The organism is Niabella drilacis (assembly GCF_900101395.1).
Classification (GTDB): domain Bacteria; phylum Bacteroidota; class Bacteroidia; order Chitinophagales; family Chitinophagaceae; genus Niabella; species Niabella drilacis.
Genome location: NZ_FMZO01000002.1, coordinates 547,791 through 570,499 on the forward strand (window position 1 = coordinate 547,791; position 22,709 = coordinate 570,499).

Sequence of the window (22,709 nt, forward strand, 5' to 3'; positions counted from 1 at the left end):
GAATGAAACAATATCGCTTAAATCGGCTGATGAACCCGGATTCGGGTAAATGTTTTGATGTAGCCATCGATCATGGCTTCTTTAATGAACTGGCTTTTTTAAAAGGAATTGAAGATATCCGCAACGCTGTTGAGGTGATCGTTAAGGCTAATCCCGATGCAATACAGTTAACGCCGGGCCAGCTGAAGTATTTACAGCGGGTGCCGGGGAAAGCGAAGCCCGCGTTGGTCCTGCGCACAGATGTTGCCAATGTTTACGGCAAAGAGTTGCCTGCTGCTGCCTTTAGCAAAATGATAGAAACGCCGGTACTGCAGGCCGTAAGAGCAGATGCCGCCTGTATGTGTGTGAACCTGTTCCGTATCCCCGGTGCTCCTGAAGTAACGGCGCAGTGTATCGACAACATCATCAAAATAAAAATGGAGGCAGAGCATTATGGTATGCCTCTGATGATAGAGCCCCTGGTGTTCCGTGCCAATAGTGAAGCGGGCGGGTATATGGTAGACGGTGATCTGGATAAGATCCTGCCGCTGGTGCGGCAGGCCGTTGAGTTAGGAGCGGATATTATTAAAGCAGATCCCTGCGACCGGCTTGAAGAATATCATAAAGTGATAGAAACTGCAGGCGAAGTGCCGGTGTTGGTGCGGGGCGGAGGCAGGGCCGGTGATGAAGAGATCCTGAGGCGCACCCAGACATTGCTGGAGCAGGGGATCGCCGGTATTGTATACGGCCGCAACATTATCCAGCATGCTTTCCCCGATCGTATAACCAGGGCGCTGATGGGGATGGTACATACCGGCTATTCTGTTGATACCTGCCTGGCCATATTAAAAGAAGGAAAAACGGATCAAGATGGAAGCGCCTGGTAATATATTCGATCTGAAAGGAAAAGACATATGGGTGATCGGAGGCGCCGGCTACCTGGGGCAGCCAACGGTGCAGGTATTAACCGCGGCCGGCGCCACCGTGCTTTGCTGCGACCTGGACGGGCGCGCCGCAGGATTTGTGGCCGCAAGCGGACTGGAGGCAAGCGTTACACCGGTTGATATCAATACCGGTGATGAAGCAGGGGTGAAGGCCTTTGTTGAAAGCCAGGTAGCGGAGCGGGGGATACCGCAAGGCCTGGTGGATCTATCCTTTGGCGCTACTGCTAAAATTTTGGAGGAGCTTACTGCAGAGGAATTCAATAATGCGAATAAGGCGCTTACCAATACATTTTTGATGGCCCGGGAAGTAGGCACCCGTATGGCGGAGCACCAGGCCGGCAGCATCGTATTATGCTCCAGCATGTATGGCAATGTAGCTCCTTACCCGGCGGTGTATGACGGGTTGGACATGAATAAGAACCCTGTTGAATATGGAGCCGGAAAGGCGGCCATCATACAGATGACCCGCTACCTGGCTGTACACTGGGGACGGAAGAATGTACGGTGCAACTGTGTTTCGCCGGGCCCGTTTCCAAATCCCGGCGTCCAGGAAAAGCATCCCGAGTTCATTAAACGGTTGTCGGAGAAATCGCCCATGGGCCGTGTAGGCAGGAAGGATGAAATTGCAGGAACTGTTGCCTTCTTAATTTCAGAAGCCGCCTCTTACATTACCGGGCAGAATATCCGGGTTGATGGAGGGTGGACGGCCTGGTAAGTAATGAAGATGAAAGGACCGATACAAAAGATCGCACTGGGTACCGTTACTTTCGGACGGGAAATTGACCGGCTGCAGTCGTTCCGGGTCATGGACGAAGCGGCAATAAGGGGCATCCTGTTTTTTGATACGGCAGAAGCGTATGGCCAGGGCGCGTCGGAAACCATTATTGGCAGCTGGCTGCAGGCACATCCTTCAATGAAACAACAGGTGACCATCGCCAGCAAGCTGCTTCCTCCCTATAGTTCCGCATCCTTTAAACAGCGTGTTGAAGCATGCCTCCGGCGGCTGAAGCGTTCGTATATCGATCTGCTCTTTTTTCACAGCTGGGATCCATCTGTTTTAAACCCGGATGTATTGATCCGTGCAGAAGCACTGATACAACAGGGCGTAGTGAAAGCCTTTGGCGTCAGTAATTTCAATGCTGCACAGCTAACCAGCCTGTTGGAAGTACAGCAGCGTTATCGGCTGTCCCCGGTTGCAGCTGTACAAAATAATCATAACCTGGCTGTTTCAGACCTGGATGTATCGCTGCTTTCCCTTTGCAGGAAACACCAGGTCAGGGTCATTACCTATAGTCCGCTGGGCGCCGGTTTTCTTACCGGAAAGCACACGCGCCGTATTGAGCAGGGATCGCGGTTTGACCGGATGCCGGCACACCGGGATATTTATTTTACCAAGGAAAGCCTGGAATCTTTACAAAGATTGAGCACGGCAGCCGGCGGGCAAAAAGACCTGCAGGTACAGTGGGCGCTGGCCTGGGCGCTGCATCATCCGGATGTAGACCTGGTCCTGGTTGGGGCCCGCTCCGTTGAACACCTGCAGCAGGCCGTTGATGCCGCATTGTTTGATGACCCGGACTTCCTGCAACGGCTGCGGCCGTTTAAATAAGCGGCACCGCCCGCCTTTTTTTGCAATAGTTTCGCTTACTTTTTTGTATGCCCGGTTGCATACACAAACACTGGCAACGGGAAAAAGCGCCTGTGAGCACCGCTATCCGGATTTTTTGTATTTTATGCCCCTGAAATCAAATGGCTATATGAACAATGTTGTATTAAGAAGATATTGGAGTATTTTGCTGGTAAGCCTGCTTCTTTCCTGCAGCCCGCCAGGCAGAACAGGCAGCGTGCAAAAAGAAAAGGGGCGCCCGGGCAACTATCAGGTTTACCTGCTGATGGGCCAGTCAAATATGGCCGGCAGGGGCATCCTTACAGGGGAGTATACGGGTATCCGTGCTGAAAGGGTACTGATGCTGGACCGGGAGAACGAGTGGGTTCCGGCAAGGCATCCCCTGCATTTTGACAAGCCCAAAGTAGCAGGAGTTGGACCAGGTCTGTCTTTTGGTGCAGCATTAGCAAAGGTTTATTCCAAAGATACCATTGGCCTGGTTCCCTGTGCGGTTGGAGGCACTGCCATTTCAAAATGGGAGCCCGGGGCTTTTGATGAAGTGACCCGGACACACCCTTATGATGATGCAATCCTCCGCCTGAAGGCTGCCCGGAAGCGGGGTGTTATAAAGGGGGTGATCTGGCTGCAGGGCGAGGGTGACAGCAACCCGGTTTCCGCAAAGAAATACCTGGCCCGCCTTACTGCTCTTATTGAACGGATCAGGAAAGAAGCAGGCGACCCGGAGCTGCCTTTTGTAGTAGGCGAACTGGGACGTTACAGGACCCAGTATCGCCTGGTAAATGAGCAGCTGGCCCTTCTTCCCAAAACAGTCCCGTTTACGTTGGTGGTCTCTTCAGAGGGACTGGTACATAAAGGAGATACGACACATTTCGACAGCCCTTCGGCAACTGAATACGGACGGCGTTTTGCAGCGGGAATGCTGCTGTTGCAAAAACGATGACCGGTTTTACGAATGGGATTTGTTCGCGACAGGCCGGGGAAGGTTAGGGTAAAACGGAGCGGATATATACAGGAAAAAAGATGCTGTTTGACAGGGGGCTTACCGGCTCCCTTTTTTTATGCGATCCCGGTAGGGCAGCCGGGATAAAAATAAAAATTAGTATCATGATTCGGTAGAACCTGTGGCATCAAACCGGATTTTATAGAGCAAATTTGAAACCGGAAATATCCGGTTGCCGGATCTGGAAATAATAAGTTTTATGAAACAATCAGACGAACAGAAATTAACCTTAACAAGAGACTGGTGGAAGGAAAATGCTGCCGATGTGCCGCGGCTGATCACAGCAACACCGGGTCCGCGTTCAAAAGAAATGCATGCACGTGCAGCCCGTTATATGAAAGGACTGAGCAGCCAGGTAAAACTTTTTCCTGTATGTTTTGAAGAAGGGTATGGCGTTACGCTTACAGATGTGGATGGAAACAGGTATCTTGATTTTTCTTCCGGTATCTACGTTACATCGTTGGGGCATTGCCACCCCAAAATATCGGAGGCCATTGCTTACTGGGCAAAAAAACTGATGAACGCGCACGATTTTACCACGCCGGTTAAAGAAAAGCTGCTGGAAAAAATGGCCGGGGTGTTGCCCGGAAATCTGAATGCTATCCAGCTGTACAGCGATGGGGCTTCAGCCGTGGAAGCAGCCATCCGGGCTGCGCGGGCTATTACGGGCAAGCACGAATTCATTTCGGGGTATCGCGACTTTCATGGGAAAAGCATGGCGGCAGTAAGCTGTGCCCAGATGATACGGGGCGATGTATACAGCTACGGGCCCACGCGGGCGCCGGGGTTTTACATGGTGCCGCGCCCGGATCCCTATCGCCCCTTATGGACCAGGGCCGACGGGACCATTGACACCGATCAATACATCGCGTTTTATGATCAGTTTATCACGGAGAGCACGGTAGGCAATGTGGCCGCATTTGTACTGGAACCGGCCCAGGGATGGGCGGGGTCCATTTTTCCGCCGGATGATTTCTTTCCCAAGTTAAAAGCCTTTTGCGAAAAGAAAAAGATCCTGCTGTTTGATGATGAAGTACTGGCAGGTATGGGAAGAACGGGCGAATACCTTTGCATGAACCACTGGAACGTAGAGCCGGATATCGTAACCCTGGGAAAATCCTTTGGCAACGGGTTTCCGGTAACAGCCATGGTGTTAAAAGAAGAGTATGGTGAGGCGCTGGAAAGCATTTCGGCCTCCTCCAGTTATGGCGGTAATCCAATGGCCTGCGCGGCAGCCCTGGCATCGATTGAAGTGATTGAAGAGGAAGGACTGCTGGAGAATGTGCGAACGGTAGGAGCCGCTATCATGAAGCGCCTGGAAAAGATGAAAGCGGAGCACCCGATCATCGGCGATGTAAAAGGAAAAGGATTCCTGCTGGGTATAGAACTGGTCAGGGACAAGATCACAAAAGAACCTTTTGCTGAGGCGGGAACCCTGGTATATCAAAAGGCCTTTCAGCGGGGACTGGCCTGGATCCCGGCCGGACATATCCTGCGCATGTCGCCGCCCCTTATTATGGATGAAACTTACGCTATGAAAGGGATCGATATGATCGAAGATGCAATCTCGGATGTTGAAAAACAATTTGGATACGTGTAAAAACAGAATAGATGCAAGCCATATCCGAACTACAAAACACAAATAAAATAACCGGTATCAGGGGCAATATCTTAACAGATACCGGGTTCCAGAAAACGGCCGTCTGGTTTGAAAACGGTAAGATCAGGGCCGTGGGCGAGGCCTTTAATGCGGAGGAAGCAAACATGCAGCTCATAGAAGTGGGCGAGGCATTTGTTGTGCCAGGGTTTATTGATCTGCATATGCACGGTATTCATCAATACCTGATCGATAACGGGCCGGCCGATCTCAAACAGATCGCACAGATCATTCTTCAATATGGTATTACCAGTTTTTTGCCCACTGTTTGCCCGCGCAGGGAAGGAGAAGATATCTCGTTCTTAAAAACACTGGCAGTTGTTCAGTCTGAAGGGGCCAATATACTGGGGTTCCATCTTGAAGGACCCTTTATAAAACTGACCGGCTCCCTGGTGGCCAACACCATTGCGAAGGCGGACCCGGCACGGGTAAAGGCGTTGATCGACGCAGCGAAGCCCTACCGGTCGGTTTTCAGTATTTCGCCGGACCTGGATCATGTTACCGATATCATCCCCCTGATGGCCGCGGATAATACACCGGTGTTTATGACACATACCGCGGCCAATGTGGAACAGACCAGGGCTGCTATTGCGCTGGGTGCTTCTCATGCAACACATTTTTATGATGTATTTCCCTGCCCGCCGGTTACGGAGCCGGGCGTACGCCCCTGCGGGATCGTGGAAGCCATCCTGGCCGATGAACAGATCAGTGTTGATTTTATACTGGATGGAGTGCATGTAGACCCTATTGCCGTAAAGATGGCCATGGTCTGTAAGGCCAACGGGCCGGGCAGGGTGTGCCTGATCACCGATTCCAATATCGGTGCCGGTTTGCATGCAGGGCGGTTTGTTTTCGGGGAGAACGGGGAGGTGGAGATCGCTTACAAAGGAGCCCCGGTAAGAAAGACGGCGGACAATACATTGGCGGGCAGCGGCCTTACGATGGACCAGGCCGTACGGAATGCCATGCAGTATCTTGAGATCGGTTTGCCGGAAGCTGTAACAATGGCCAGTGCCAATCCTGCCCGGGTGCTGGGGGTGTCTGATAAAAAAGGAAAGATTGAAGCCGGGTTTGATGCGGATATGGTGGTGCTGGATGCGGATTATAATGTGGTTCAGACCTGGGTTTCGGGGGAGCGGCGGTTTGTCAGGGGGGAGTGAAAAGAAGAGTGAGCGGTTGATAGTGAGCGGTTGATAGTGAGATGTGTGGAGTGAGATGTGTGGAGTGAGTGATGAAACGTGAATAATAAAAAAATAAATGATTCGGTTATGAGTGACTTTCAGTTTGAAGCATCGAAGTGGGTGCCCTTTAAAGATAAGGCCGTTATTGAACAGGTGCGGGGTATTAAAAGCGGAGACATCGGCAAACATGCAAACCCTGATTTTAAAATAGCCGTATACCCGGATGCTGATATTGAGTATGTATGGGTAACAGATCTGTTTACACGGATCCTGACTGCATCACGGAATAATGAAAAGCTGGTGCTGATATTACCCAATCCCTGCCCGTCTTACCGGCATGTGGTACGCCTTATCAATGCCAATAAGGTAAGCTGCAAAAATATTTATGCTTTTGCAATGGATGAGTATGCGGATGAAGAGGGGAACATTGCACCCGCCGGCTGGAAATATGGATTCACCTATGCCATGTTTCATTATTTCTATGACCGGATCGACCCGGCACTACGGCCGCCACCGGAACAGTTTGTAGGATTCACAAACAGGAATATCAATGATTATGGGAAAATGATCGGGGACCTGGGCGGAGCAGATGTCTGCTACAGCGGACCGGGCTGGACGGGGCACCTGGCCTTTATTGAGCCGGATGCACCGGAGTTTGCCGGGAGCCTGGAGGAGTGGAAGGAAATGAGTGCGCGTATTGTTACCTTAAGTCCTTTTACGCTGGCCCAAAACTCACTGCATGGCAGCTTTGGCAAAAGCGGCGATCTTTCTGCCGTGCCGCCCAGGGCTGCTACTATTGGTCCTAAAGAAGTGATCCGGTCCGGACACCGGGTAGATACGCATTCTATCTCGGTACATGGCACTACTACCTCCTGGCAACGGCTGATGACCCGGCTGGTATTGCATGGGCCGGTGACACCGCTGATCCCGGAATCCATCCTGCAAACATTAAGAACAGACGTACTGGTTTCAGAAACGGCGGCGATGGACATTGAACCGGACTGGAACAAGGGATATTAACGGACCGCAGTCAGTCATCAGAAATCAGCTAAAAGCAGACAGGACAAATCTCAAACCTCAAATCTTAAATCTCCAATGATAAAAGCCGGGGCATTTGCAACCGATATCACCCCCAGAAATGATCTTCAGCTGGCAGGTTATCCCTTCGTGGAACGGAGAGGCACCGGGGTGCATGACCCTTTGCTGGCATCTGTTCTGTATATTCATAACGGGGAAACGGCCCTGCTCTTTGTTTCCTGTGATCTGATTTATATAGGACGGGATTTAGCCCTGCGTATATGCGAACAGGTTCAGGAACGCCATGGCATCCCCCGGGCAAATATAATGATCACCGCCACCCATACTCATTCCGGACCGGCCACGGTAACATTTATTGCCGGTGCGCATGATGCCCTGCAACAACCGGTAGACGAAGGGTATCTTTCTTTTCTTGAGGAACGGATAATGGAGGCAGTGCTACAGGCTATAGTGCAGGCAGGGCCGGCAGCGGCCGCACTGGTAAAAGCAGATGCCACCGGTATCGGCACCAACCGGCATAGCCCGGAAGCAGCCTCGGACCTGAAGATGCCGGTATTAATGGTACGCCGTAAAGCCGATCTGTCTGTAATAGCCTGTATGGTTGTATGCTGTATGCATCCCACGGTATTGCATGAAGATTCCACGTTGTACAGCGGCGATTTCCCGGGGGTGGCGCGGCAGATACTGCAGCAATACTTTTCAAAGGACACCGTATTCCTGTTCCAGCTGGGAACTGCGGGCAACCAAAGCCCAAGACACGTTACAACCGGCAATACCTTTGGGGAAGCGGGACGGCTTGCCGGTATCCTGGCGACCGCCATTACGACCGCCATCCGCGGAGCGCGGTATCAAAGTGATCTTGGAATAAGAACAGCGGCAGGAACAGTAAAGCTGGTCCGTAAAACGTTCCCGCTTCCTGCAGACGCGCGGGATTATGTGGCAACCTGCCAACTGGAGCTGGACAGTGCCCGGGCCATGGGGCTTACTCCGCAGGAGGTCCGCTCCAGGGAGGTGAACTGGTTCGGTGCAAGAGAGATGGCATATCTTTCACAACTGGTGGCCAACGGGGCGCTGGAAGAAACCTACAGGAAAACGGAACAGGCGGAGATCCTTATCTTTAAAACAGACTTATATACCTTTATTGGCTGGCCGGGAGAGATCTTTGTGGAATATGGCCTTGAAATTAAAGAACACTATCCGGACGCAGCCGTAATAACCCTGGTCAACGGAGAACTGCAGGGGTATATTGTAACACCCGAAGCCGCCGCTGAGGGCGTCTATGAAGCATCGAACGCTGTTTTTGATCCGTCCTGCGGCGCGCTTCTCGTAGCAAAAACAAAAGCATTATTAAATAGCTTGCAATAATATGTTGTTCCTGGGCATTGATATGGGGACCAGCTATTTTAAAGCGGGGCTCTTCAACAGGGAAGGGCAGCTGGTGGGCTCGGGCAGCGTAAAAGTGCCTGTGCATAATAAGGGTGTGCGCGCAGAACTCGATACGGCCCGGTTCTGGCACTCGCTACGGCAATGCATCCATGCCGCTTTTGAAGAAGCAAAGGCCGACCGGCGAACGCTTACGGCAATGGCCTATTCTTCCCAGGCCAATACATTTATATTAACGGATACAGGAGGAGGCCCGTTAACGCCCCTGGTGCTCTGGACGGATGAACGGGTGCCAGACAGCCGGTCGCTTACAATATTTACCGCGCAGGAACAATGGACGGAAACAACCGGTATCGGTATTCCTTTCGGGGCAGGCTTTTGCATTAGCAAAGCCCAGTGGTTCCGGGAGCAGGCCCAGGACCTGTGGCGAAGGGCAGCCGCCCTGCTGACGCTGCCGGATTATTTTACGTTTTGCCTGACGGGGGAAAGGATGGTGGATACAAGTACCGCATCATTGCTGGGGCTGATGGATGTAGAGAAGCAGGTATGGTGGCCGGAGGCCCTGGCAGTGTCCGGAATCGATGAAGGGTTGCTTTCACCGCTGTGCGCTATAGGGGCAGCCGGCGGCACGCTTCAGCCCGGAAATCCATTGGCGCTTCCCTCCGGTGTGCCATTATTTGCGGGGGGATTAGATCATCATATGGCAGCAGTGGGAGTAGGTACCGGTGCAAAAGCAAAGCTGAGTGAATCTACGGGAACCGTTATTGCGGCCGTCTTATACAGCCGGAACCCAAAGCGTTTAAAGGAAGTCTGTATGGCGCCAGCTTTGGAAGCGGGTGCTTATTTTAAAATGAGCTTTGACCGCAACGGGGCCGCCGCGTTGGAGTGGTACCGGGAAACCTATGCACTGCCGTATACGATGGAGGCTTTGCTTGAAATGGCGGCAGCGGTTCCTGCCGGATGTGAAGGACTGGAGGCACTGCCCTGTGCCCATCTGTATGCAGGCAAAAGCGGATTTTTGAATCAACAGGACCGGTTTCACCATGGGTATTATATACGGGCGATCATGGAGTCAACCGCCATCAGCTTAAAGCAGCTGATCAGCAAGGTGGATACAGAACGGGAAAGCAATGCTGTTTTTTCCACCGGTGGTGGTGCTAAAAGTGCGCTATGGGGCGTTATAAAAGAATCCCTGATCGGGAGGCGGTTTTACCGCAATAAAAATAATGAAGCAGCCTGCAGGGGCGCGGCCATGGTAGCTGCTGCCGGTGCCGGTATTTTTACATCTGTTTTTCAGGCACAGGAATCGTGGTTGCCGCATGAATGAAGTATCTTTCAAAAAATGAAAAAACGAAAATTAGGCAGAACAGGTATCGAAGTTTCTGAAATGGCTTTCGGAACAGTGGCCCTGGGGCTTCCATATGGCCTGGGGATTGAACATGAATCGCAATTGCTTCCGGAAGACAAAGCCGTTCAGCTGCTGCAAACGGCGCTGGGGCGGGGGATTGATTTTTTTGATACGGCGCGTCAGTATGGAAAGAGTGAAGCATTGCTGGGGCGGGCCTTCCGGCAACGGCGGCAGGAGGTGGTGATCGCAACCAAATGCGCGCATCTGCGGAATAAGGATCATACATTGCCGGCAGAGAAAGAGCTGGCCGCAGCCATTGAACGGTCGCTTGCCGAAAGCCTGGAAGCCCTGCAAACCGGCTATGTAGATATCTTGATGCTGCATGACGGAGATGAGGAGATCATCAGGCATGTGGGGATCCGGAAAATATTCGAAGCGTATAAGAAGGAAGGCGTCATCCGGGCCACCGGAGTATCTACTTACACGCCGCAGGAGACAAAAGCCGTAATGGACAGCGGCGGGTGGGATGTGGTGCAGGTGCCCTTTAATTTAATGGACCAGCGGCAGGCGGCGTTGTTTGATGCGCTGGACCAGCGGGGTATGGGCATTGTGGTCCGTTCTGTATTGCTTAAAGGCCTGTTAAGTGAAAGAGGACAGCAGCTGCATCCCGCATTGAAAAAAGTGGAGCAGCATATAGCGTCCTACGCCCCGCTAAGCAAAGCCTCGGGATTGGGTTTGCCACAGCTGGCTACAAAATTCGTATTGGCATTTCCGCAGGTATCTGCCGTGCTGGTGGGGATCGACCGGATGGAATACCTGCAGGAAGCGCTGGATACTGTTGCGGGGAAGGTCCTGGAGCCCGAGTTTTTTGAACAGGCCCGGAACGGGGCCTTTAAGGATCCCGGCTTTTTAAACCTGCACGAGTGGAGCGTTCAGGGCTGGTTAAAATAAAAATGAGGCAATGATAAAATTAGGCATGATCGGAATGAGCGAAGGGAATGCGCATCCTTATTCCTGGTCGGCGATCGTGAACGGCCGGTTCGACGCGGGCGAAATCACAAGGATCGGCTATCCCGCAGTGGCCGCTTATTTACAGGCCAATAAAGAAACACTGGGGCTTCCGCATGCACGTGTTACACATGTATGGGCACAGGAGCGGGAAATTGCAGGCAGCATAGCGCAGGCAACCGGTATTGAGTATATTGCAGGCTCCCTGGAAGCAATGGCCGCAGAAGTGGATGCCGTCCTGCTTTGCCGGGATGACCCGGAAAACCATGTGGCAATGGCCCGTCCATTCCTGGCTGCCGGAGTGCCGCTCTTTATTGATAAACCACTAGCCGCTACAAGGGCGGACCTGGATTGGTTTGAAGCGGAAGCCGGAAAAGGCCGCTTCTTTATGTCCTGTTCCTCGATGCGTTATGCCGGCGAATGCCGTTCGGTTCGGCAGGATCTTTCAAACCTGGGACCTCTGCAACTGATAACGGCGGTTGGCAAAAAGGACTGGATGAAATACGGCGTACATATGCTGGAAGCAATATTTGCCATTGCTGGTCAGACACGCGTGATTTCTGTGATCAATACCGGGGATACCGGAAAGGAAATAGCGACGCTCGAATTTGAAGACGGACTTAAAGCCACCCTGCATTTGTTTATGGATATTGCGCCTACCTTCCAGGTTTCTGTATTTGGAAAAAATGCCTGGCGCATGGCCGATATAAAAAACTCTTATGCCATGTTCCGGGATAATATCATTGAATTTATCCGGTCGGTTGAAGAAGGAAAACCGCGGATCGCATTTGAAGAAACGCGGCGGATTATGCAGGTGCTGATCGCTGCGCAGGAAAGCCGGGAAGCCGGTGGTAATAAAATAATGATCGACGTATTATGAATGTAAAAGACCTGTTGAGTTTAAAAGGAAAGATCATCCTGGTTACCGGTGGGGCCGGTAATTATGGTAAGTGTATTGTGGAAGGGCTGGCAGAGGCAGACGGGACCGTTATCACCGCTTCCCGCAATTTGGAGGCCAATGAAGCCTTTGTGAACCAGCTAAAGGAAAAGGGGCTGAACGTATATGCGCAGCAGCTGGACCAGGGGGATCCCGCATCAGTAAGGGATCTGAAAGCTGCCATTGAAAAGCAGTTCGGAGCCCTGCATGTTTTTGTGAACAATGCAGTGGCGCGCCCGATGGCTACCTATGATGCGCCTATTGAAGCCTTTGCAGAATCGATGCGTGTGAACGCGACCGGGATGGTAGACCTGATGCGCGAAATAACGGATATGATCATCAAAAACGGAGGTGGCAGCATCATTAATATTGCTTCGATGATGGGCATGTTTGGTCCGGATCTTTCTAATTATGAAGGCACCACCATGACGCAGAGCCCGCCACCGGATTATTATTTCCATAATGCGGGGCTCATCAACCTTACGCGTTACTGGGCGCGGATGATGAGGGGAAAGAACGTGCGGGTAAATTGCGTGAGCCCCGGGGGGCTGCTGAACAACCAGCCGGAACGATTTCTTGAGAATTATACAAAAAAAGTACCTTTAGGGCGGATGGCTAACCACGACGATATAAAAGGCCTGGTGGTGCTGCTGGCCTCAGAGGCCGGCGCCTATATCAACGGCGAAAATATCCTGATGGATGGCGGTCTGAACGCTTAAAAAAATAGTACGATGGCAATACAATCGATCAATCCTTTAAACGGGAAACGGATTCAAACATATAAAGAAGAAACAGCTAAAACAGTTGGGGAAAAAATTGAAGCGGGGCACAAGGCCTGGCTGAAATGGCGCACCACTTCCTTTGAAGCGCGCGGGCGTTTGCTGCTGAAAGCAGCGGCGGTATTACAACAGCAAAAGAGCGGCCTTGCACTATTGATGGCTCAGGAAATGGGCAAGCCGTTGAAAGATGGTATTGCCGAGGTCGAAAAATGTGCTTCGGTGTGCGAATATTATGCTGCAAACGGGGCAGCTTTTTTAAAGGATCAAAAGATAAAGACCGATGCCCGTAACAGTTTTGTTACCTGTCAGCCTATTGGCGTAGTACTGGCGGTGATGCCCTGGAACTTTCCCTATTGGCAATGTTTTCGTTTTATTGCTCCTGCATTGATGGCGGGTAACACAGGATTACTGAAACATGCTTCGAATGTGCCGGGCTGTGCCCTGTCGATAGAGCAGGTACTTTTAAAGGCCGGTTTTCCCAGGGGTGTGTTCCATACCTTGCTGGTTGGCAGTAAGGCTGTAAAAGGGATCATTGAGCATCCGCTGGTAAAAGCCGTAACGCTTACCGGCAGCACAGAAGCAGGCAGGCAGGTGGCCGCACAGGCCGGCGGCCAGATAAAAAAGACGGTGCTTGAACTGGGCGGCAGTGATCCGTATGTGATCCTGGAAGATGCCGACCTGGAGCTGGCGGCCACCGTTTGCGCCCAGAGTCGTTTGATCAATAATGGGCAGAGCTGCATTGCCGCAAAAAGATTTATTGTTGTAAGGCAGGTTGAAAAAGAATTTGTTCGATTGTTTAAAGAAAAGATGAGCAACAAACGGCTGGGTGACCCATTGGATCCTGCTACCGACCTGGGACCCATGTCCCGTGCAGATCTCCGGGATGAACTGCACCGGCAGGTGCTGGAAAATATTGAGGCTGGTGCTGTCTGTATCCTGGGAGGAACGATCCCGGATTTTAAAGGAACACATGCATTCTATACGCCGACAATTCTGACGGGCATAAAAAAAGGAATGTCTGGCTACCGGGAAGAGCTTTTTGGTCCGGTAGCCTGTGTTATTACTGCGCGCAACCAGGCACACGCTATTGAAATAGCCAACGATACCAGCTTTGGGCTGGGGGCCGCTGTATTTACCAGGGATATTAAAAAAGGAGAATGTATTGCGCGTGAACAATTACAGGCAGGTGCCTGCTTTGTCAATACTTTGGTAAAATCTGATCCCCGGGTGCCCTTTGGCGGCATTAATCAATCGGGCTACGGGCGCGAGCTGGGAAGTTTCGGGATCCGGGAGTTTGTGAATATAAAAACGGTTTGGCGGTAAACAGCTATTAGCCTTTAGCCAATCAAATATCCGTGGAAGCTGTGAGCGGTAGATGGAGCGTCTGTGCGCTGAAGAAACGATATTGATTTGCCATCAGCTGCCAGTTCCGAAGCCCCGGAAGCACTTCTTTTCAAATATAAAACGGATCCGATCCGCCCCGGGCGGGCAGCAGCCACTATTCCCCTGTTGGAGGGAAAATAACTCCCGCAAACCTGGAGCAGGCGCCGGAACGGTAAACTGCCCGTTGCCGGTATAAGATGTAGTTCAGGATTGGAAAATGCAGGTCCCCCAGGTTAGGGGGCCGGAGTGGAAGGTGCTGCCCGGTATGAAACCGGGTCTAACTGTTCAACGTTAAACCTTGCACAAAGCAAAGCCCCCGAAGTGTGAACGTATACAACCGGATCCCTCTTCAAACCTGAAACTACTGGTGCCCGGTAAAAAGCAGTTGAGTCAAAAACGCCTGCCAAAGCCCCTGTGGACGAGGGCCGCAGGCAGGTTATCAAATGCAGTTGTCCCATACCCGGAAGTAAGAAAATACTGAAAATGTACATAATAATAGCAGCTTCTCTTATAGGTCAAAACTAAATTTGAATTTGTAACTAGTTAACGATCCTGTTGCATTTTGATTAAATCATCACTTCAAAATTGTGGAAATGATTCAGAAATTTTTTTACCGGAACAAGGTTGTTATGGAACACCGTTCCGTTCACGAAAAAAAGTGGCTTTTGCTGTTTTTATGTATGCTGTATGCTGCTGTTATGCAGGCGCAAACAAGTTTAACGGGAACCATTCTCAACGAGGCCGGCGAACCGGTGGCCGGCGCAACAGTTGGTATTAAAGGTGCGGAAGCCGGGGTGAGCGCCGGCAACGACGGAAGCTTCAGTCTGCCGGTCAGGGATCCGAAAGGAACCCTGGTGGTGAGCGCCGTGGGCTACCAGCAGCAGGAAGTGTTGTTGAATGGCCGGGCGGAGATCCAGGTGGTATTAAAACAGTCAGGGAGTAATGCACTTTCGGAAGTGGTGATTATAGGATACGGGAAACAACGGAGGGATGTGGTTACAACAGCCGTTTCAAAACTGGACAACAAAGTGCTGGAAAATATTCCCTATTCAAATGCGGCTGCGGCATTGCAGGGGAACCTTGCCGGGGTGAGGGTGCAAACCAATTCAGGGCAACCCGGGGCAGCCCCTAATATTGTGATTAGGGGAGGTACTTCCATTAATAGCCCCAACAGTTCCCCGCCCCTCTATATCATCGATGGGGTGCAGCGCTCCAATATGAATGATATTGCAGCGCATGATATCAAATCCATACAGGTATTAAAGGATGCAGCGGCCACTTCTATATACGGGGCGCAGGGCTCCAACGGCGTGGTGATCGTGGAAACAAAAAGCGGATTACCCGGGAAGCCACAGGTTACCTATTCCTTTGACCTGGTCCGCTCGGAAGTGGTAAAAAAATATGACCTGCTGACGGCCGAAGAAGAAGCCTATTTCTCACGCCTGGGACTGATCGCTACCAGCAGGATCAACCCGGCGTTTGAGGTACAGCTGGATCGCAATGTGTACCTCGGCGGAGCGGGCAATGATCTTACCAATAATACGACCAATTCCCTCCAGTACCTTACACAGGATAACCGGTATAAATTGAGCCAGGGCTGGTACAGCATCCCCGACCCTGTGGATGCCTCAAGGACGCTGATCTTTTCCAGCACGGACTGGCAGCGCATGTTGTTCCGCAAAGCGCTTTCCCAGAATCATGCCCTTACGGTTTCCGGGGGCAGCCAGAAAGCCCGGTTCTACCTGGGGATCGGGTATCTTGACAACAAGGGAATAGCGATCGAAACTGATTATAAACGTTTTTCGTTAAACCTGAACGGGGAGCTGAATCTGAACGACCGGATGAAGCTGTTTGCAAGGGTTATGTACGCGCATATGCAAAACACACAGGTGCCTACAACCGATGTATTCAAATCTTCACTGATTGCGCCGGTGACCAATAAACTTTATTTTGAGGACGGCACGCTTTCTCCGGGCCGGAACTTTGGGTACTCCAATCCTTTTTACCGGATCTCCGTATATAATCCCCGTAACGTGTCCAATGATCTCACGATGATCGTGGGCGGAAACCTGGAGATCGTTAACGGGCTCAGTTTCAGCCCGCAGTTTTCCGTTCAGTATAAAGGAACTTATTCGAGGAACTTTCTGAAATCCTATCTGGATGGACCTGCCACCAAAGTGACTTCCCGTACGGCTACAGGGTCCTATGCAGAGAACTTCAGACCGCAGGCCAATGCGGTGCTTACTTATAACAAGATCTTCAGCAACGATCATGATTTTGAATTAAAAGGAGGGATGTCCTATTTGTGGACGGATAATATATCACTCTCTGCCACCGGTAATAATGCTGCTACGGATATCATCCCCACGCTGAATGCATCAGCAACGCCAACGGCTGTTTCGGGTGCCGAGACCCAGCAGGCACTGATCGGCTATTTTTCGCGGGCGACCTATAACTATAAGCGGAAGTATCTTTTCAATATGAGTCTGCGTTATGATGGGGCCTCCAACCTGGGAACAGATCATAAATGGGGATTATTCCCGGGTGTATCCGCAGGCTGGAACCTGGACCAGGAAAGCTTCTGGTCTGCCTTGCCCCCGGACCTGGTAAAGATGAAGCTGAGGGCCAGTTATGGTGTTACCGGAAATATCAGCGGGCTGGGGTTGTACCAGGCGCAGGGCGAGTACAATGCTTCTTCCCGGTATAACGGGGCCTCCGGGATCATGATCTCCGTATTGCCCAACCAGAATCTCAAATGGGAACAATCAAAAACGTTTGATGTAGGGGCCGACATCGGGCTGCTTAACAACCGGGTAAGCCTGATACTGGATTATTACCGGCGGGTTACCGATAACCTGTTAACAACATTGCCCCTGCCACCTTCTTCAGGCTTCCCCAGTATCCTTACCAACTATGGCTCTTTGGAAAATAAGGGGTTCGAGGTAGAGGTGTCGGCCCGGGTGATGGATCCCTCGGCCGCATTCCAATGGAATATTGCGCTGAACCATGCAACGGTCAGCAGCAAGATACTCCGCCTCCCGGAGAACGGGATTGAGCATAACAGGGTTGGCGGATATTATGTATACGACCCCGCCCGCGGCGGCTATGCCTGGCTGGGTGGTTTACAGGAAGGCGGACGCATCGGCGACCTTTACGGCTACCGGCAGGTGAGTGTTTATGCTACGGACGAGGAAGCGGCAAAAGGGCCTGTTGATATGCTTTTGCCCAGTGCTAACAAGATCAAATACGGCGGGGATGTGAACTGGCTGGATGTAGACCGCAATGATACCATTGATACCCGCGACCGCGTATACCTGGGCAATGCTATTCCCCGGTTTACCGGAGGGTTTTCCAACACCTTTAGTTATAAGAACCTGAACCTGATCGTGCGCATGGACTATACGCTGGGTGCTACCATGTACAATGAAACGGCCGCAAGGCTGGAAGGGAATTTTTCCGGTGCCAATGCGATCAGCGCCAATATCCGCCGTTCCTGGCAGCAGCAGGGCGATGTTACCGATATTCCCCGGTACTACTGGGCCGATCAGAACGGGCAGTGGAATGTATGGAACAACAGGGGAAACTCAAGGTTTTATGAAAGTATGGATTTCCTGTGCCTGCGGGAAGTGACCCTGTCCTATAACCTGCCCCGCACGCTCCTGCATAAACTACGGATCTCAGATATAAAATTAAATGTTACGGGAAGCAACCTGGTCTATTTTACAAAGTATACCGGGTTAAGCCCGGAGCAAACGGATAGTGACACGGCCTATCCTAATCCACGCTCTTTCATTTTTGGGGCTTCTATTACTTTCTAATGCTTAACTACAAAAGACAGAAAATGAAAAATTATACATACATTTTATATATCGTTCTGCTGGCGTTCATACCGGTATCCTGTACCCGTAACCTGGAGCTGGAGCCGGTCAGCACGATCTCCACGGCCTCCTTCTGGAAAACAGAAGATGATGCAAATGGCGCGCTCAGGGGAATGTATATACGGCTGCGGAGCGTTACTGCCACCAACCTGTATTTATGGGGAGAAGCCCGGAGCCAGGATATGAAACAGTCGGTGGGCAATGATTTTAATAACCTGAGGATCTTTAATAATACGCTCGATGCTACTACTGCCGGTCCGGACTGGAGCTCCGTTTACCGCGTGGTTAATGATGCCAATCTTATTTTAAAATACCTTCCGGGCATTGTGTTTGGAGCAGACGCAAACAGGAACCGGCTGCTTGCCGAAGCGTTTGCCATGCGCGCGTTTTGTTATTTCATTATGACGAAGACCTGGGGCACACTGCCATTGGTGCTGGAGCCTACCGAGGGATACGACCCTGCGATACTTTACCGGGAGCGATCCGGAGTGAATGAAGTATTTGTACAAATCAAAAATGATATTGAAAAGGCATTGTCCCTATTCCCCGATAATAATTTCCAGGCCGGCAGGAACCGGTGGTCAAAACCCGCGGTAAATGCGTTGAAAGGCGATGTCTTTTTATGGACTGCCAAAAAACTGAACGGAGGCAATAACGACCTTAATACGGCACTGACGGCTTTGAACGAGGTTGGTGCCGCCGATGTGCAACTGCTGACCGGTTTCGAAAGCGTGTTTAACTATGACAACAAAGGCAACAAAGAAATATTGATGGCCAATAATTTTCAGCAGTTTGAAACAGGCGGTACATTCATGGCCAATATGTATATTGATGCCTATCCTCCCAACGCAGATCCGGTTGCCAGGGCCCTTATCGGAACCGTTGGCGGCGGAAACTACTGGACGCTGTCCGACGATACCCGCAGCCGGTTTAAAGATGATGATACCCGGAAGGCAGCTACCTATACGGAGTTGTACAGCGTGGATCCGGCTACCGGTGCAAAGACCAGTTTCTATGGCTGCATCCAGCGCAAATTCAATGGTACCGTTGATGCAGGTGCGCGGCTCTTCATTGATGATGTTATCTTATACCGGTACGCCGATGTGTTACTGATGAAAGCTGAAGCACAGAATGCATTGGGGCAGGATCCTGCCAACGCCATCAATGAGGTAAGGAAAAGAGCCTTTGGTGCCAGGTTCAGCGAACATACATTTGTAACCGGTTCAAAAGAAGCCAATGACAATGCGATCCTTGAGGAGCGGTTGCTTGAATTTTTATATGAAGGAAAGTATTGGTGGGATATACTGCGTTTTGACAAAGCCGCAACGCAGATCCCTTATTTTAAAGCCAATCCCGGTCATACCTACAAGTATATCTGGCCGCTTTCACTGGGCATCCTTAGCTCGGAGCCAAAAGTACAGCAGAATACCGGGTATTAACCGGTACCATATTAATAAACGAATGGTTATACTATTAAAAGAATTATGAAGAAACGATCACTATCCATCGCATTCCTGATGGCGGCGGGTCTTGCCGGTAACAGCGGAAGGGCCCAGGAAGGGCCTGTGCTTGACCTGGGTAACAAGCGCGAGCTTTTTGTAGACCGCTACCTGGTGGCACAAACAAAGGAGGTTACATTCAAGCTGCATCATCCGCATAATGAAGGACCGGTATTGTACTTTAATCAGCCCTGGGAAGGGAACTTCAGCGGCTATGGAACAGTAATAAAAGATGCAGGATTGTACCGGCTGTACTACAGGGGCATCCGCCAGTCCGGCAAGGATGGCGCGGAAGCCGAGGTGACCTGTTACGCAGAGTCCATAGACGGGCAGCATTGGAAAAAACCGGATCTGGGCATCTATGAGATCGGGAATTCACGGGCCAATAATGTGATCCTGGCGCATGTGGCACCGGTAACCCATAATTTCTCCCCCTTCCTGGATACAAATCCCGAAACAAAACTGGCCTACCGGTATAAAGCGCTGGGAGGGATAAAAAAAAGCGGGCTGATCCCCTATGTGTCTGCAGATGGGATCCACTGGAAACCGCTCCGGGAGCAACCGGTGATCACCCAGGGCGATTTCGATTCGCAGAATGTAGCGTTCTGGTCGGCCGCCGAAAAGCAATATGTGTGCTATCTCAGGACCTCGGCAAAAAGCGGTAATAAATCATTCCGGTCCGTCAGCAGGACCACTTCTGCTGATTTTATTAACTGGACAACGCCGGAGCCGATGCAGTTTGGAGATGTTCCGCTGGATCATTTGTATACGCAGCAAACCGGTGCCTACTACCGGGCGCCGCATATCTATGTGGCTATAGGTGCCCGGTTTATGCCGGGCCGGCAGGTGGTATCTGATGAGCAGGCTGCGGCGCTGAAAGTGAACCCGGCTTATTATAAAGATTGTTCCGATGCGGTGCTGATGACAACGCGGGGCGGTAATGAATACCACCGGGAGTTCCTGGAATCATTTATCAGGCCGGATATCGGGCTGGAGAACTGGGTCTCCAGGACCAACTACCCGGTTTTGAACGTGGTGCCAACCAGCGAGACCGAAATGTCGGTTTTCATGAATGAAAGCTATGCGCAGGAGGGGGCGCATATCAAAAGGTATTCGATGCGTATTGACGGGTTCGCCTCGCTTAACGCAGGCATGAAGGAGGGGACCGTGCTTACCCGGCCCTTTGTGTTTTCGGGCAAAGAGCTGGAGTTGAACTATTCAACTTCTGCGGCAGGGGCGCTTAAGATAGAGGTTCAGGACATAAAAGGCAATCCCATACCGGGCTATACCATGAGCGATGCACAGGAAATAATTGGAAATGAGATCAAACGCATCGCTTCCTGGAAGGGGAACACGGACCTGTCTGCCCTGGCCGGAACCCCGGTAAAACTGCGTATCTATTTAAAGGACGCAGACCTTTTTTCATTAAAATTTAATTAGCGCAACTTCGCTGATCTATTGAAATGGCTGGCGGAGCTTTATTGATGATATTTACATGTAAACGATGCCATAACGGGTTTATTGATTCTAAATTCACAAATATGCAAAAAAGACATCTACTGCTTTGGTCACTGATATTATTTACCGCGGTAATGCCGCGTGCACAAACCACCCTGCCACTGCCGGTAGGGAGCAACCGTGAGCTTTTTGTTGACAGCTACCTGATCGACAGGTTGAATAATGTAACACAGCAGCTGCATCATCCCCATAATGAAGGCCCTGTGCTCAAATTTGACAATCCATGGGAAGGCAACTTCAGTGCGTACTGTACCATTATAAAGGATGGAGACCGGTTTAAGCTTTACTACCGGGGCATCCGCAATCCAGGCAGGGATGGCAACGATAACGAAGTGACCTGCTACGCGGAATCTGCAGATGGGATCAACTGGATAAAGCCCCGGCTGGGCATCTATACCGTAGGTGGTACAAAAGACAATAATGTGGTATTGGCGCATGTGGCGCCCGCTACTCATAATTTCAGTCCTTTCCTGGATGCGAACCCCAATGCGCCTGCTGCGGAACGGTACAAGGCCGTGGGAGGAACAGACAGTACCGGGCTCTTTGCATTTGTATCTGCAGACGGTATTCATTGGAAAAAGAAGCGGGCAACGGCTGTTTTCAAAACCGGGGTGTTTGATTCTCAGAATGTGGCTTTCTGGTCGGAAAGTGAAAAACAATATGTGTGTTATTTCAGGACCTGGAGTGATGGAGGGTTTACCCGGTACAAAGGATTCCGGTCGGTGAGCCGGACTACATCCCGGGACTTTATCAACTGGAGCGCCCCGGTTAAAATGACGTTCGGCAATACGCCGCTGGATCATTTGTATACGCAGCAGACCAGCCCGTATTTCCGCGCCCCGCAGATCTACCTGGCTATCGGCGCCCGGTTCATGCCCAAGCGTCAGGTCATTACAGAAGAACAGGCCAAAGCGCTGGATGTAAACCCGAACTATTTTAAAGATTGCTCAGATGCGATTTTAATGAGCACCCGTGGCGGAAGCGTTTACGACCGTACATTTATGGAATCCTATATCCGTCCCGGCATCGGTCTGGGAAACTGGGTTTCCCGTTCCAACTACCCGGTATTGAATGTAGTACAAACCAGCCCTTCGGAACTTTCGATCTATGTGAACGAACATTACGCACAGCCTACTTCGCATATCAACCGGTATTCTTTGCGGATTGACGGGTTTGCTTCCCTGCACGGGGACTTTCAGGGGGGCACCGCGGTTACGAAGCCCTTCATCTTTAAGGGAAGGGAACTGGAAATTAACTATGCAACTTCGGCAGCGGGCTTTGTTAAGGTTGAGCTCCTGGATGAAAAAGGCAGCCCGGTCCCGGGCTATACCGTGAACGACGCACAGGAAATTATTGGCAACGAAATCGCGCGGATCGTTTCCTGGAAAGGGAATACCAACCTGTCGGCCCTGGCTGGGAAAGCCGTTCGGTTAAAGTTCTATCTTAAAGACGCGGACCTGTATGCATTAAAGTTTAACTAACAGTACAGGGGAAAACGGGCAGATGGTAGCAATACTGTCTGCCTGTTTTTTTAGTAAAGGAAGCGGCTGCGC

17 protein-coding genes are annotated in these 22,709 nt (G+C 51.2%); all 17 read left to right on the forward strand.

The features are described 5' to 3' along the window. Positions 1-2: 2 nt before the first annotated feature. The 17 genes from BLS44_RS05715 to BLS44_RS05795 all read left to right on the forward strand — a co-directional run bounded on the left by BLS44_RS05715 (position 3) and on the right by BLS44_RS05795 (position 22,637). The gene (locus BLS44_RS05715) at positions 3-866 is read left to right on the forward strand and encodes a class I fructose-bisphosphate aldolase (RefSeq protein ID WP_090389067.1); all 864 of its coding nucleotides are present in this window, start codon (positions 3-5) and stop codon (positions 864-866) included. Further along, on the forward strand, positions 850-1,638 hold the full coding sequence (locus tag BLS44_RS05720) for an SDR family oxidoreductase (RefSeq protein WP_090389068.1): 789 nt from the start codon (positions 850-852) through the stop codon (positions 1,636-1,638). Before BLS44_RS05715 ends, BLS44_RS05720 begins: the two co-directional genes overlap by 17 nt. Positions 1,639-1,641: 3 nt before the next feature. Next, positions 1,642-2,529, forward strand: a complete 888-nt coding sequence (locus tag BLS44_RS05725) for an aldo/keto reductase (RefSeq protein ID WP_090389069.1) — start codon at positions 1,642-1,644, stop codon at positions 2,527-2,529. Between the two features lie 148 nt (positions 2,530-2,677). Then, positions 2,678-3,487 (forward strand): sialate O-acetylesterase, encoded by an 810-nt coding sequence (locus BLS44_RS05730; RefSeq protein WP_176954324.1) that lies wholly within the window; start codon positions 2,678-2,680, stop codon positions 3,485-3,487. A gap of 259 nt (positions 3,488-3,746) precedes the next feature. Further along, positions 3,747-5,147, forward strand: a complete 1,401-nt coding sequence (locus BLS44_RS05735) for an aspartate aminotransferase family protein (protein WP_143019670.1) — start codon at positions 3,747-3,749, stop codon at positions 5,145-5,147. A gap of 11 nt (positions 5,148-5,158) precedes the next feature. After that, entirely contained in the window at positions 5,159-6,364 is a 1,206-nt protein-coding gene (gene nagA / locus BLS44_RS05740) for an N-acetylglucosamine-6-phosphate deacetylase (RefSeq protein ID WP_090389072.1), read from the forward strand. 108 nt (positions 6,365-6,472) lie between these two features. Further along, positions 6,473-7,405 (forward strand): sugar phosphate isomerase family, encoded by a 933-nt coding sequence (locus BLS44_RS05745; RefSeq protein WP_143019671.1) that lies wholly within the window; start codon positions 6,473-6,475, stop codon positions 7,403-7,405. A gap of 75 nt (positions 7,406-7,480) precedes the next feature. Then, complete coding sequence (locus BLS44_RS05750; protein WP_090389074.1) at positions 7,481-8,788, forward strand: neutral/alkaline non-lysosomal ceramidase N-terminal domain-containing protein; 1,308 nt, start codon at positions 7,481-7,483, stop codon at positions 8,786-8,788. A 1-nt stretch (position 8,789) separates the two neighbouring features. Further along, positions 8,790-10,133, forward strand: a complete 1,344-nt coding sequence (locus tag BLS44_RS05755) for an FGGY-family carbohydrate kinase (protein ID WP_090389075.1) — start codon at positions 8,790-8,792, stop codon at positions 10,131-10,133. 15 nt (positions 10,134-10,148) lie between these two features. Beyond that, positions 10,149-11,105, forward strand: a complete 957-nt coding sequence (locus BLS44_RS05760; RefSeq protein WP_090389076.1) for an aldo/keto reductase — start codon at positions 10,149-10,151, stop codon at positions 11,103-11,105. Between the two features lie 10 nt (positions 11,106-11,115). Further along, on the forward strand, positions 11,116-12,042 hold the full coding sequence (locus BLS44_RS05765) for a Gfo/Idh/MocA family protein (protein ID WP_090389077.1): 927 nt from the start codon (positions 11,116-11,118) through the stop codon (positions 12,040-12,042). Beyond that, positions 12,039-12,818 (forward strand): SDR family oxidoreductase, encoded by a 780-nt coding sequence (locus tag BLS44_RS05770; protein ID WP_090389078.1) that lies wholly within the window; start codon positions 12,039-12,041, stop codon positions 12,816-12,818. The genes BLS44_RS05765 and BLS44_RS05770 overlap by 4 nt, the downstream gene beginning before the upstream one ends. Positions 12,819-12,830: 12 nt before the next feature. Beyond that, entirely contained in the window at positions 12,831-14,201 is a 1,371-nt protein-coding gene (locus BLS44_RS05775) for an NAD-dependent succinate-semialdehyde dehydrogenase (RefSeq protein WP_090389079.1), read from the forward strand. A 653-nt stretch (positions 14,202-14,854) separates the two neighbouring features. Next, positions 14,855-18,079, forward strand: a complete 3,225-nt coding sequence (locus tag BLS44_RS05780) for a SusC/RagA family TonB-linked outer membrane protein (protein WP_218127696.1) — start codon at positions 14,855-14,857, stop codon at positions 18,077-18,079. 23 nt (positions 18,080-18,102) lie between these two features. Continuing rightward, positions 18,103-19,578 carry a RagB/SusD family nutrient uptake outer membrane protein gene (locus BLS44_RS05785; protein ID WP_090389189.1) on the forward strand — a complete coding sequence of 492 codons (1,476 nt, stop codon included), beginning with the start codon at positions 18,103-18,105 and terminating at the stop codon, positions 19,576-19,578. 45 nt (positions 19,579-19,623) lie between these two features. Next, entirely contained in the window at positions 19,624-21,078 is a 1,455-nt protein-coding gene (locus BLS44_RS05790; RefSeq protein ID WP_090389080.1) for a glycoside hydrolase family protein, read from the forward strand. Between the two features lie 101 nt (positions 21,079-21,179). Next, entirely contained in the window at positions 21,180-22,637 is a 1,458-nt protein-coding gene (locus BLS44_RS05795; protein WP_090389081.1) for a glycoside hydrolase family protein, read from the forward strand. Positions 22,638-22,709: the final 72 nt, after the last annotated feature.